The 13,369-nt window shown below is 44.1% G+C and carries 8 protein-coding genes; 3 read left to right on the forward strand and 5 right to left on the reverse strand.

What is annotated here, in order from left to right:
• Positions 1 to 73: 73 nt before the first annotated feature.
• The 4 genes from KI743_RS22115 to KI743_RS22130 all read right to left on the reverse strand — a co-directional run bounded on the left by KI743_RS22115 (position 74) and on the right by KI743_RS22130 (position 7,607).
• Complete coding sequence (locus tag KI743_RS22115) at positions 74 to 2,083, reverse strand: starch-binding protein (RefSeq protein WP_285468222.1); 2,010 nt, start codon at positions 2,081 to 2,083, stop codon at positions 74 to 76.
• A gap of 311 nt (positions 2,084 to 2,394) precedes the next feature.
• Positions 2,395 to 4,914, reverse strand: a complete 2,520-nt coding sequence (locus tag KI743_RS22120) for an FG-GAP-like repeat-containing protein (protein WP_285468223.1) — start codon at positions 4,912 to 4,914, stop codon at positions 2,395 to 2,397.
• Positions 4,915 to 5,219: 305 nt separating this feature from the next.
• Positions 5,220 to 5,564, reverse strand: coding sequence for an ATPase (locus KI743_RS22125; RefSeq protein ID WP_285468225.1), 345 nt, complete (start codon positions 5,562 to 5,564; stop codon positions 5,220 to 5,222).
• A gap of 9 nt (positions 5,565 to 5,573) precedes the next feature.
• Positions 5,574 to 7,607 (reverse strand): S8 family serine peptidase, encoded by a 2,034-nt coding sequence (locus KI743_RS22130; protein WP_285468227.1) that lies wholly within the window; start codon positions 7,605 to 7,607, stop codon positions 5,574 to 5,576.
• Positions 7,608 to 8,178: 571 nt separating this feature from the next.
• Here KI743_RS22130 and KI743_RS22135 point away from each other — a divergent pair.
• The 3 genes from KI743_RS22135 (at position 8,179) to KI743_RS22145 (ending at position 11,185) form a co-directional block, all read left to right on the forward strand.
• Entirely contained in the window at positions 8,179 to 9,426 is a 1,248-nt protein-coding gene (locus tag KI743_RS22135) for a ParA family protein (RefSeq protein WP_285468228.1), read from the forward strand.
• Position 9,427: 1 nt separating this feature from the next.
• A complete protein-coding gene (locus KI743_RS22140) occupies positions 9,428 to 10,381 on the forward strand; it encodes a ParB family protein (RefSeq protein ID WP_285468230.1) in 954 nt (317 codons plus the stop codon).
• A 207-nt stretch (positions 10,382 to 10,588) separates the two neighbouring features.
• Complete coding sequence (locus KI743_RS22145; protein ID WP_285468232.1) at positions 10,589 to 11,185, forward strand: hypothetical protein; 597 nt, start codon at positions 10,589 to 10,591, stop codon at positions 11,183 to 11,185.
• 91 nt (positions 11,186 to 11,276) lie between these two features.
• Here the strand turns inward: KI743_RS22145 and KI743_RS22150 are convergent, their stop codons facing one another.
• Entirely contained in the window at positions 11,277 to 13,286 is a 2,010-nt protein-coding gene (locus KI743_RS22150; RefSeq protein ID WP_285468234.1) for an EAL domain-containing protein, read from the reverse strand.
• Between the last annotated feature and the right edge of the window lie 83 nt (positions 13,287 to 13,369).

Consider the following 13,369-nt stretch of genomic DNA (forward strand, 5'->3'; position numbering starts at 1 on the left):
GAAAGGATGGTCACTAATGGAAGGTAGATGGGGTAGGGTTACCCCATCCAATGTGGGTTGATTTAGGCGTATGTTAGTTTTTGATGACTAGAATCTGTTTAGAGATGCTATTAAACTCAATCCTGTAGCTTGCCCCATCTTCTACAATGTAGTCCGTTGCTGGGTATGACTCTCCCCAATTACCATCATCAATTTTAAACCTCGCGGTCTCTTCCTCTCCTTTAAATTGTTGAATGGTATAGTAAACCTCTTTGGATTGGTCATACTCTAATGGGGTTGGTCTCCATCCATTTGAAGTGCCTCGAAAATACCAGGGTTCAATCGTTGTGCTGTCATCACTTAGTTGACACTCATCCGACGGAACCCAATTGCCATTGCTAAAGCAGAGTCGATGACTTGTCGCCTCCATATCAGGCGTTTGACGTAAACCTTGGTCGCTAAAAATCACGTTGAGTTTAGTCAGCGGAGTACCCAAATCATGACAAAAGTAATCGCCTCTTTTTGTCATGACTACGCCAGGCCATGCAGCATTTGGAACATGGTTGTTTGCATCCACTTCCCAGTAATAAAGTGTAGGGTTTGCAAAATTATTGGCATTGTCAAAGCAGATTTCGCTGTCAGTGACGGGAGGAATCGCGGGTGAGTCACAGCCTGTACAAGGAGGGGTATCATTCTGGTTACCCTCTACGATTTTGGCGCCAACGTGGATGGCTGCAGCGTGATCGCCTGGGACAGAAAAGTGCGCGACTCCGTTTGTTACCGTAATTGTCACCGCGCCTTTTGCGTCTGCAGCGCCAGTGCAATGCCCTGAATTTTCGTCAAAGTTCGCTTCAATTATGTTGCAGTAGGTGCCATCAGGCATTCCGGTCTCTAATGCTTGTTCTAAAACCCCGTTGCTACGCTTGTTGATAACCACAAATCCCAAGCCACCACGGCCGAAAGCGATCCTATCGTTGCCGTTTTGCCACCAATTTGTAATGCGCCACTGCGCCGCCGTATGATTTCTAAAACCAACCATATTCGCGATTCCGCGCCATTTGTGCTCACAAACCCAGTCTCCACCATCGAAGCCACAAGCGTTGCCGTTGTGGATGCCTGAATTTGGAGGGCCAGCATCGAAATCATGATTAAAGTAGTAGCCAGACATAATTTTGGGGTAGCCATAAGGGTAGGCAAGCATGAAAATGTTCGCTAGAAAGTAACCATTTCCTTGTACGCCGTGCCAAATTGGTCCGTTTGGATTGTGACGCTCTTCGTCATGATTGGTGACAAAAGTCACAGCATCAGCACTGCTCAATTCCATATTGGTGTTCAGAGAACGCAACCACGCGATATTACTGTCTCGAAATGCAGGACCGATTTGTCGAGCATAAGAGAATTCAGTCACATTGCCGTTGTAGGTATATTCACTAGGTCGAACGGGTTCTCCACCTCCACCGATGACCTCTTGAAAAATGTATGGAGAGCCTACGAGTCGAGATTTAATCGCTGCTATATCTTGCGCCGGGATGTGTTTTGCAGCGTCGATTCTAAATCCAGCAACGCCCATACTGGTTGCGTCATTCATGTAATCCGCGATTTTCTGTTGGACATAATCACTCTCTGTGGCTAAGTCATTCAGACCGGATAAGTCACAATTTTGTACTTGCCAGCGATTGCCATAGTTGATGTTAGAGGTGCAGTTATGAAAGTCCCTTTCACCATAGGGTACTGCTGGAAAATTACGCCCCCAAGCAGCCATATGGTTGATGACGGCATCAAGGTAAATATCGACGCCAGCAGATTTGCAACGCTGAACCATGCTTTTAAACTGTTCTCGGTTGCCGCTTCGGCTCTCAAAGGTGTAGCTGACCGGTTGATAGCGCGTCCACCATTGGTCACCAGAAATGGCCTTATTAGGAGGGGATATCTGCACCGCTGAAAACCCTTTGGGTCCTAGAAATTCTTCACACTCTTGCGCGATGTCATCCCACCCCCATTCAAACAGGTGAACAAAGGCGGTCCGTGGTGTTGCTTGAGCTTGAGGGGCAAGGCTTGTGCAGAGTCCGGCAAGCAAAATTGCAGTGGTTAAAGGTTTGGTCATTCTCATGTTCTTTGTCTCAAATATATTATCATTGGTCCTGCGCAATGGTAGTAATAAAGACAAAGAGAGTTATTAAATAAAAATTAAACTCCGGTCTATGTGTAGACTTATTCTTGTATTTGTGGGGGTGATTTTATTGCGATCAAGTATTTGGATTTTTAATGGGACTTTGCACGCACTTGGTTCAAAGGTTTGCTCAGTTTTGGTGATCTTGGTTGGATGTGGTGCAATCACTTTAGTGTGAGGGGTGAGTAAGATTGTTGTATTGATTGAAAGGTCTGGCCCCTCTAGCCTAAAGAGGGGCCGTTGTGCTATTGAGTGCCTTGTCGAATTTCTTGTTCTCTTCTCTTTAAGTCACCATTACTATCGCCGTATAAAACATGAACGGTACCATCATTGTCATTACCACCACTGGCTAAGTCTTCGTATGGCACACCGATCACAAGATCGTCTTTACCATCGTTGTCAAAGTCTCCAGCAGCTAAGCTGTACCCAAATCTATCGTCTTTTTCGATATCGCCTGTAATGTTGGTGACATTTTGGTGATAACTGCGGCTACTATTTATGACCAGGCCATTGCCCGAGCCAAAGAATACATCGACTTTGCCTGCATTATTCTGTCCGGCTAAGTCTTCAGTTGGGGAGCCTACAGCAAGGTCTGTATACCCATCACCATCAAAATCTCCTGTACTCAATGCGTACCCAAATTTATCGTCTTTCTCAGCTGAGCCACTCACACCAGGTTTATTTTGGTGTATTTCTAGAATACGGTTTCTTGATGGGCCGTTGCTATCACCACTTAGCACAAATACATTGCCATCATTGTTATTGCCTCCGGAGCTCAAGTCTTCATAAGGTACACCGATGATCAGCTCATCATAGCCATCACTGTTAAAGTCACCGGTTGCGAGCGTGTAGCCAAAGTGGTCATGCCTTTCCGCAGTACCAGGGAAACCATTCATGTCACCGTGATAAGTGCGATACCCGAGAGTGCTTAATCCTTGACGTGAACCTGCCAATACAACGACCTGACCTTCATTATCCCCGCTGCCTAAGTCTTCAAATGGCACGCCGATTGCGAGATCGCCTAACCCATCCCCATTAAAGTCACCAGCGGCCAGTTCGTAACCAAATCGGTCATCTTTTTCCGCCGTTTTTCTTCTAAAACCAGGGCTATTTTGGTGCAACCTATCCGTTCGAGTTTTGCTTAGGCCATTAATTGAGCCATAACTAATGTAGACCACGCCAGCGTTGGTTTGATTACCTATATCTTCATAAGGTGCACCGATAGCCAAATCTGCATAACCATCGCCATCAAAGTCGTGACTGGCTAACGCAAAGCCAAACTTGTCTTCACGCTCTTCGTTGCCAGTATTGATATTGGCTTCTTTGATGAGTTGATAGTCGTCCGTAACTAGGCCTGTTGCACTACCATATATAACAGTAACGATACCAACATTGGGGCGACTGCCGATGTCTTCATTGGGGGAGCCAATCGCAACATCATCTATGCCATCATTATTAAAGTCACCACTCGCTATCGAGTAGCCAAATTGGTCTCCACCTTCGGCTCTGATATCTGACAACCCGCTCATGTCTTGATGTAAGCCGCGAGCGTTCAACATCGTTAATCCTTTCGACGGCAGAGAATCTCCTCCGTAGATCACCGAAACTGCACCGGCGTCTTCATTGTTATTGATGTCTTCATTAGGGTAACCAACCAGCAAGTCATCGATACCGTCTCCGTTGTAGTCACCAGTAGACAGTACTTTCCCGAATGAGTCATCTTTCTCGGCTATCCCGCGAACCATGAGATCGGTGTTGTTTAAATTGAGGTTAATCAGGGTTCTGTTTATTTTTGAGTTTACGAAATCCCGAAGTACGATGTTAGATTGTATTCCGTGATGATAATGGTTGTATAGCCAGCCTTTCGAGTTACGTTTGGCTGTTTTACTGTCATATTGTTGTAAAGTTTTGGAAAAGCCGGTTACGTTTTTACAGTACAAGCCTATAGTGAGCTTACATACAGCTGTACGTGCGAAATCTTCTACTACGCCATTGAGAATGATTTTGTCCGTGGGCGTCACAATGTGCTGCTCAACGTACAGTCGTTTTTTGTTCTTGCTCTGTTTTTTTGCCAGTTCTGATGCTATCCATTCCCCAATTTTGTTTGGGCGTTGATAAACTTTTTCATTATAGAAACTTTCTATGCGATGGTTTGGCCATAAATGGTCGTTGCACGTATTCACTTTCTCGCTTGGGATTATTATTAGATTGCCCGCACTGATGAGATCTTCGTATGTCGATGTTGGACGCAAAGTATTGTTGATGAGGTGTTTTGAAATGTCTGGATTCGCACATAAGTCTTGGTAAAAGTTATTGGTGCTATTTTCATTATGCACGAACCGAGAGTGAATGATCACTATCTCTCCACTGTTCCTATCTAGAAAGCGAGTGACTTGATTCATCATGTCACTCACTTTCCCATAAATCAGTGAGTGAGAAAAATAGTATTCACCTTTGCGTTCATAAATCCTAAAGTCGAGAAATCGCGTTCCAGCGTTTAATTGCTCTTGAATGTTTAGGGTTTGAGTTTGCGACCAATTCCTTAAATGATTTAAAGGATATGGGACTCCACTTTCCACTTCTCTGTACTTTTTTGCATCGTAGGCGCCACTATCATGACTTCCGGGGATAACGATTTTGTTGAGTGGTGTTGTTTGTTTGGAATTATTGAACAGGTCTTCCATCCAACTATTTGTGTCATAACTTAAAGCGGCTTGAGAGTTTAGTAGAAGCAAACTCGATAAGGCCAGGTTTTTCAATTTCATGGGTGGTTACTCCAATTTGGTATCGATCAAAGCCTTTGTTTTTAGGCCGGCTTATCTGTTCGATAAAATTTTGATGCTGGAGCAGGGTACATTTTTCATTTTTGAAATGGCCGAACGGTTACGAATCTCTGCTTGTCGGCTATTTGAGTTGAGTAGAACGGTAGCGGAACGAGTTTAAGAACAAAACCTTTGTAGACATAAAGCGATTTGTTTTGGTTACAGTAATGTTTCTTTTCACTGCTTGGTTATTAATTTTTAGTCTTACGGACTATAGAATGAACGCCCCACATAAAGGGGGCGTTATTTTATTTTGAAAGCAACGTTCTTATCGGTTCTTGCTCCGTATACTCGATGGCGTTGTTATCAATAAGGGTGCTTATTTCTGCTTGCTCACCGATCACGACTAAAACATGTTGGTCCACTAGAACATCGACCACTTCAATATCATGCTTGCGAAGGAGTGCGATGACTTCGCTCTCTTTCCCTTTCTGATACTTAACGAAATAGCGTAGTGGCTGCTGTGCAATATGCTCTGCCCTTTTATCTAAAAGAGGGAAACCTTGATTGTTAGCAAAGCTGTTCGTACTTAACCACATTGCCAACACACACATGCCAACGATTGGAAGTGAAAGTAAGCCCGTCGTTTTCATAACTACTCCTTATTGAAAAGTAAGCGTCCAACTGTTGATGGTACCCACGTCTCTACTCGCACTATCCACCACTCTCAGTTGCCAAGTTCCTTGTGACTCCACACCTGAGAAGTTGGCTTGAAAGCTTGTGATGATATCATCAGCACTGCCACCTTCGTTGTTATGCAGTACGACCTGTCTACCATTTGGCGACGTTAATGTCACTCGCAGGTCGCCAATGTAAGTATGTGAGATGTTTAGCTCGATAACGACTGAACCAGCATCACCGGAGCGATCAACATCCAATGAACTTACTGCGCCTGTCGGGTTGTTGTCCGGAATAGGCACCGCATTTGAGTTGGTGTAGGTTGCTGTGTCAGCACCATCGGAACCTTCTGGGCCGTCACAGCCAGCATCTAGGTATTGTTTGGCCGCTTCAGCATTAATTAGGCCAAAACCGGTACGATTGTCGCGGCCGACAACATCAATGTCTGTAGCTGACTTGGTCAGTGCGTTGCGAACTTGCGCTGCAGTACATGTTGGATGGAAGCTCCATACAAGGCCGGCAACGCCTGTCACGTGCGGTGTGGCCATTGAGGTACCATTGTAATACTCGTAGTCTTCGTTTTCTGTGGTTGAAACAGTGATGTTTTGGCCTACATAACCTAACAACTCTTGGCCAAAAGTACGGTCCACAGTTACTGACACCATGCGTGCCGTGTTATTTTGGTCGACTAAGAATGGGTTCTGCAATCCCGGCAATTCATTATTACTGTACACAATGGTGGCACTAGCCCCTGCCTCATAACAGGCTTGCACAGCGTCTATTTCAGGATAGTTGCCAGAAGATTGGTTACCAATACGCTCTACGAGACATATCTTGCCTGTCATATCTCCGCAATTAAAGCTATTGCCAGTGACGTCACAGCTAGCCAGTTCTGCAGTAATTGAACCTGCAACTGGGTCAGGAGCGTATCGATCACCATTCTGAACTAATCGATTATGTGGTACGACACCACGGGAAAACTGACTATCACCGTTCAGTACGATGTCCGACAGTTTACCTTCACCCAAGGTAACGGTTGATAACACCGCGACACCTGGCGCTGCAATGTCTACTTGATTGGTTGCTTGAGAAAAGGCCGCATGGTCGTTATTGTTATCGACAGCCGCAACTGACATCACAGAACCATAGGATGCAGGATAACTGTGTGCTGTATTGCCATCGTTGCCCGCAGCTGCGATCAGTAGAACGCCCTGATTGTAAATATTCTGTAGAGCATTTCTTTCGGTAACGCTGGACTGGCTGCCCCCTAAGCTCATGTTGACGACGTCTGCACCGTTATCGGCACAAGTTTGAATGGCCCGCACCAAGCTCGAAGAATACCCCCAACCCTGCTCATTAAACACTTTAACAATATGTAAGTTCACATTTTGGTTGGGCATTATTCCTTTAACACCCTCAGTGTTGGTAATGGCAGCAATTGTCCCCGCAACGTGAGTACCGTGAGCATTGTTGTTACCGGGTACGCTCCAAGAACCTGTTCCGCTATCATTGGTACCTGATACCGAGTTACCGTTGAGGTCACCGTGTGCTAAGTCGTAACCTGAGTCGATGATACAAACCGTGCGGTTACCTGCGTTTGAGTCATCAAGAAGTTGAGCATTGACTGCCTCATAACCCCAAGGTACGGTTTCACTTAATAGATAACGCGGTGGGTCGACTTCTACATACTCAACATCACTGCGGTCGCGTAGTTCCCCCAATTTAGATTCTTCGATTTCGACACTGTAAATATCGCTACGACCTAATTTTTCGACTTTTTGTGCCTTAAGCTGATCCAAGACGGCTTCTTTTGTTATGCGTGGCTCGAAGAGGGTGTTGTTACTTAAAGCCGAGGGCGACGCTGCCTGTTCTTTAAACTTCACGATGTATTTTGTTGGTAGGTTAGATTCATCGAACCCGTTTATCGGGCTGGCATATGAAAACATCGTGCATGTTGTTGCCACTGCAATGGTTGACAGCTTCACCAAGCCTTTTACTTTTAACGTTGTGTAATGCATCTGCTCTATTCCTTTTTTTTGAGCGTATTTTTATTCACTTTTTATCTATTAAAAATCAAAACTGCATTTTATCAATGAGCTATTTAGCTATAAAACATTGGCTTGAAAGTCCAAGGTATTTATTCTGTGAATGTTTGTCTGTGTGATTTTTTGCAATAAAACAACAATATTAGTTAACATGTGAGAGTCTTTGTTTTTGGTGTAAGTTATTAATAATTAATTAATTTTTAATGGTTGGGTGAATTTTAAACCAAATTTGTCGAGTAATTATTCTAATTTATATGCACGGAGATTTTCATCGTCATCATGTGACTAATTATCGTGACTGTGTTTTTTATTGAATATTTAGTCGATTTTTCTTGTGGCGATGTGGTCAGTCATTCTGACCTTGAAGGGGTAAGTTTGCGAATTTCAGTGGCCACTCACTCTGGTGCATGAAACGACTATAACGCCTATATACCTTATTTGTTGAGATTAAACCTTTTTTGTTGGTTTTCGCTTTTAAACGGTTTAATTTTTATTTTTAGTACCCTATAATGCCTATAGGCGATTTAAGCACGAAGGATACTTCATGACCACCATCATCGATTCATTGGAACGCGTATGCGAACGCATGCAGCAAGAGCAAGCCGATCTCAAGGCTGTGATTAAAGAACGCATGCAGATCAAAGTAACAGACACTGAAATTGAAGGCAGTGTTGACCGCTTGATCTACAACCATTCATTGAAGAAAAAAGAGCTTCAAGAGTTGTTTGGTCTATCGCGTGTGACGTTCAATACTCGAATCGATGAAGCGACAGAACAGGGCGTGATTGGTGCGCCTATCATTCAAGGCCGCACCCATCTTTATAATCGCTTTGATGTGGCAAGCATGATGGATTTTATGGACTTTCCAAAGTACAACCAGCGCTTCGAACCAACAACGGTGGTAGTCGAGAACCATAAAGGTGGCACCGGTAAATCGACAACGACAGTTACCTTAGCGACAGCTGCAGCTCTAGACCTTAACCTCAATGCGCGTTGCTTGGTGATCGATTTAGACCCGCAAGGTTCAACGGGCCAAAACCTCATCCATCAAGCCGATGATGAGTCGGTGTACATGACAGCTGTCGACATTGCGCTGGCTGACTTAGAGCCTGAAGGCGACTTTTCTCAGTACCTTAACGACTTTAGCTATGACGAACTGGTTAAAGCGATTCCATTCAAGACCCACCTACCAAACCTTGATGTGATTCCAGCTTTCCCGTCAGACGAACGTTTTGTTGACAGCTACTGGGGACAAGATGAAGCCGGCCAACAACAGTTGGTGAGTGTGCTGCGTGAAAAAATCCTTCCGGTGCTGAAAGAAGAATACGACCTGATCTTCATTGATACGCCACCTCAGAACTCACCAATTCTATGGGCCGTGAATGAGGCAGCTGATGCTGTGCTTATTCCTGTCACGCCGCGAGAGTTCGATTTTGCGTCTACCAGTAACTACATGGCGACCATGCCAGGCACGTTCAGAGCGCTGCCGTCCCAGGGGGAAAATCTCAAATGGGCGAAGCTTCTTCCGGTAAACTTTGATGAAAAGAGCGCTCATGAAGTGAAAGTCTTCGACAAGCTACTGCGCGCAGCGCAAGGGCATTTGCTGTCTACTGCTATTCGCCACTCTGAAGCGTTTGTCGCAGCAGCAGAAAGTAATCGAACCGTACTGGATATCCGCAAATCGGAGCAAATCTGCAGTGGTAAACAGTTTGATTTAGCGATGACATCTGTCAACGCCGTCTATCACCAGTTCATCACCGAAATCAAGCAACTAGCAGCGAAGGGGCTATAACATGTTACGACCACAAGATAAGCGCACCGGGTTTAACCAAGGCAATCAGCTGGGAAAACGTGCAAAGTCTGAGAGCCCGAAGAAAGTCTTCACCTTTGCCAGTGGTAAAACTGCAACGGCCGAGCGAGTCATTGTCAAAGCCGATGAGCTTGAAAGTAAAACGGCGATTCACCCACTTAACCCACGTTGCCAAGAATCGCTCACGTTAGACTCCGTGCGCGATATTTTACCGAGCATTCAAGAAGAGGGCGTACATACGGAAGGTGTCGCCACCAAAGACGAGCAGGGCACTTATCAGTTGCTCGACAGCTCGCGCCGACGTTTCACCTGTCTTCATGCTAAAAAAGATCTACCTTTGTGGGTGATTGAAGGAGAGATAGAGCAAGCTGACCTTATCGCTTTCATAGGTACGACTCAGTCGGTGAAACGCTTGTCTTACCGAGAGCTGGGTGCGGAGTACGCAAGCATTATGCAAGCGCAAGGTTTCACTAAGGTTGATGAGCTTGCCGCACATCTCAACATTGGCCGCGAAACGTGTCGAAAGCGCTTCAGTGCAGCAGCGATTGACCCACGCATGATCGAGGTCTTCCCTGATTGTGAAGGTATCCCAAACGGTTACTATGCCAAGCTTGCTAAAGCTGAAAAGCAACTAGTGAAAGAAAACACTTCCGTTTCGCGCTTTATCAACTCACTTAAGGTTAACCTTGATGATGCTGAGAACGTGGAAGACAAACAGAAGCTCGTACTCGCAGCGATTGAAGCTAAGCTTGCGAAACAAGTCGCGAAAGTCTCTTGGAAAACCGAGTCGATTGCGAAGTTTGAAGATAAGAACCAATACGCCAAGGTTTCTCGTAGCAGTGATAAACGCGGGCTGAAGATAGAATTGAGCCGGCTACCCTCTGAGATGTACGATGAAATCGTCCAGTTCATCTCTGAAAAGGTCAACCAAAAATAACATGAGCCCTGCATAAGGTGGGGCCTTTAGATTTTACACGCAGTTTATTTAACATAATTTATTTAATATGCACTTTGGGTGTAAGTGCTATTGTTACAATGTAACCAATAACTCGTTATAGACAGTTGCACTGATAGAGTTCCTTAGAAGAAGTGAGACTCTTAAGGCTGTAAGTCAGTGCTGAGATATTGTGTAATTTGGTTGGTGATGACCTTAACAGGGTGCGCAAATGGTATCCCGAATATAAACACCGAGATCGACCACGGTATTGAGGTGAGCAATGAAAAAATATTTGTTGGTATCCCTTTATTTGCGAGCCTAGAGGGTACTACCGCTAGACTCGATAGTGAATGGATTGTCACAGCTGCCCACAACAAGCTCATATTATCCATGACAAAGGATGAAGTGTACTATCACCCTACCTGTGATATCGCTCTGATCCGTAGTCAAGGCACCTCATACACTGAAGTGGGTAAAGTGTATGAAGGTCAATTAGTTACGCATGTCGGCTACCCAATAGGGCTGCCATTATCGACAGGTAAAGGCAGCTATGTCGGGGAGATCGTTGCGATTAATAGAGGGCCTTGTCAAATGTCGGCAACTACAGGTGTTCTTATGTCTGGCATGTCTGGAGGTGGCACTTATAATCATAGAAATGAACTGGTTGGCGTTAATCATGGGTATGCCTGGGGAGATGTTCAATTCCCCAATGTTACCGTTTCACAACCAGCAATATTTGTTTCTCTTTATCGGGTTCGAGATTGGTTAACCGAGATAACGGGGAATGATTACTTTCTTGAATAGAGAATCAAGCGTCGTCACCATCGGTTCTAGTTAAATCGGTGCTTAAATGAGTAAGCTTTACACCATGCATACCGCTTTGAGAATGATGAACTCATTCATCATGTCTAAAAAGATGGTTAAACTGCATGGCCCAAGAGAGCTGTTCGAGACAGAGAGGCTCTGAGAATATCGGACCTTGCATATACTGTACCCCCAAATTTTTTAAAGCCAATACTTCAAACTGGCTCGATAATCCTTCAGCAACAATTTGCACCTTGAGCGTTTGACAGAGACCTACTAGGTGATTCAAAACTTGTTCACATACATCACATTGTTCTAAATCGTGAACGAGCCAGTGATGTAATTTTATGTAATCGAAATGATTTGCCTTTAGGAAGCTAACGGATGAATAACCAAAGCCAATTTCATCGATTAGAACATACCCTCCTGAATGCCGAACGGTATCCAGTTTTATTGCTTGGGATGTATTTGATTCAAGAACAGCTTTCTCGTTAACTCGGATTAAAATGTTATTTAAATCAATCAAATCAATTTCTTGCCATTTGATTAGTTCATCGAGCAACACGTTTGTATAACGCTCGTATTCTGTTGAAAAACACAAAATCAACTGAACATCGTCACCGAATATCTGTTGGATTTGTTTGTAATCTACCAAAGCGAGTCGATTGCAAAACAGGTATACATCAACAATGAGGTTGAGCTCCTCTAGTAACGTAATCACCTCTTCAAGAATGACCTCTTGCCCTTTATATTGAGGAAAAGTACAGATGGCTTCAAAGGCCGAAATCCTGCCGGTATTTGCGTCAATGGTGGGCAAGTAATGAACCGATAACAACTGCTGATCTACAATCGTTTTCAACCATTCTTCAAACGCTTTGCCAAGCTCTTTATCTACACTCTTTTTCTTACTGTAAAAATTAAATAGTGAGTTATCGTTGGGTAGCGGTTCTTTGAGTGCTTCTAATGCGTGCTCAAGACACTGGTTTGGGCATGCTGCATCCATACCTAGCACCGACCCCCCTACTCTAGTGTTAAGTAACCTTTGGTAGGTATACTCCCCCAAATGGAATTTAAGCTCTTTAAGTAAATCTTTTATTAAGCTTTTCAGCTTCTTCGTTCGTTCAGTAGTGTTACGTGTTTCAACCTCAATACAAACAGAGAAGATCCCCTCCCCTAAATAGCCAGACATGACCACATGAGGGTTTCTCTCGAGTGCTTGGGCAATGATTTTCTTTTCGTGTAGTCGATGAGCGACACTTAACTCGGGAGAGAATGCAAGAATGGCAACGCTTGCTTCTCTATTGCTTTCAAATAGAGCCTCTAACTGGAACAAGAATTTCTCTTTACTTGGTAATAGGGTTAAAAGCTCATAACCGTCGTTAATGTTTTCATCGAGACGGGCTAGATCTTGAGACAGGTCCGTTGTCATGGCAAAGAAGAACGACTCTCCGCTTGTTATGGTGAGTTTTTGAACTGTTAATTCTTGTGGAAATATCATTCCATTCGATTTTTTAGCGAAGAGAGTACCAGACCAAAACCCATGTTGATTCAACTCTGCCCATAAAGATGCATAAAATAGTGGTGAATGTTTGCTTGTGCTCAATAAGCTGACTTTTAAACCTAATATATCACGTCGTAAGAAGCCAGTTTGTCTTTCAAAATGAGTATTGCATGCCAATATTCGAGTCGTATTGTCAGTAATTACGATCCCCTGAGAGGCGTTATCAAAAAAACGAAGAAAAAGACTGGCGAGCTCATCACCACTGGGAATGATAATTAAGGGCTGGAAGTAACCAGAAAGGCTCTCTTTTTCAACCTTGTCGACCACAAACTCACCGAGCACAGAAGAGTGTTGGCGCATACGCATTGTACATATTACGCGTTGGGGTTCTTGATTCCTACGTGCCTTTGCAATTGCATTTTGAACCGCTGTCACTTGTTCTGATGTGAAATAAGTAAGAATATCATGAGCATGTTTTATGGGGCGTTCATATTGAAACAACAAAGAAAAAGCTTCTTCATCGTACTTAAATTCATTACTGTGAACATCCCATCGCCATTGAAACAGGGATTCCATTGGATTGGCAGTGTCTTGCGCCATAGTCGTTTATCTGGTGTCATTAGTTGCATATCCATGCTTTCACCATAGTTGATAATTAACACTAGAGCAATTACACCACCAAT

This window comes from Vibrio sp. D420a (assembly GCF_030248625.1).
Classification (GTDB): domain Bacteria; phylum Pseudomonadota; class Gammaproteobacteria; order Enterobacterales; family Vibrionaceae; genus Vibrio; species Vibrio fortis_A.

Bases quoted from the DNA above. Each gene is read 5' to 3' on its own strand.
- KI743_RS22115 (WP_285468222.1), bottom strand. From the start codon at position 2,083: ATGACCAAACCTTTAACCACTGCAATTTTGCTTGCCGGACTCTGCACA.
- KI743_RS22120 (WP_285468223.1), bottom strand. From the start codon at position 4,914: ATGAAATTGAAAAACCTGGCCTTATCGAGTTTGCTTCTACTAAACTCT.
- KI743_RS22125 (WP_285468225.1), bottom strand. From the start codon at position 5,564: ATGAAAACGACGGGCTTACTTTCACTTCCAATCGTTGGCATGTGTGTG.
- KI743_RS22130 (WP_285468227.1), bottom strand. From the start codon at position 7,607: ATGCATTACACAACGTTAAAAGTAAAAGGCTTGGTGAAGCTGTCAACC.
- KI743_RS22135 (WP_285468228.1), top strand. From the start codon at position 8,179: ATGACCACCATCATCGATTCATTGGAACGCGTATGCGAACGCATGCAG.
- KI743_RS22140 (WP_285468230.1), top strand. From the start codon at position 9,428: ATGTTACGACCACAAGATAAGCGCACCGGGTTTAACCAAGGCAATCAG.
- KI743_RS22145 (WP_285468232.1), top strand. From the start codon at position 10,589: ATGACCTTAACAGGGTGCGCAAATGGTATCCCGAATATAAACACCGAG.
- KI743_RS22150 (WP_285468234.1), bottom strand. From the start codon at position 13,286: ATGGCGCAAGACACTGCCAATCCAATGGAATCCCTGTTTCAATGGCGA.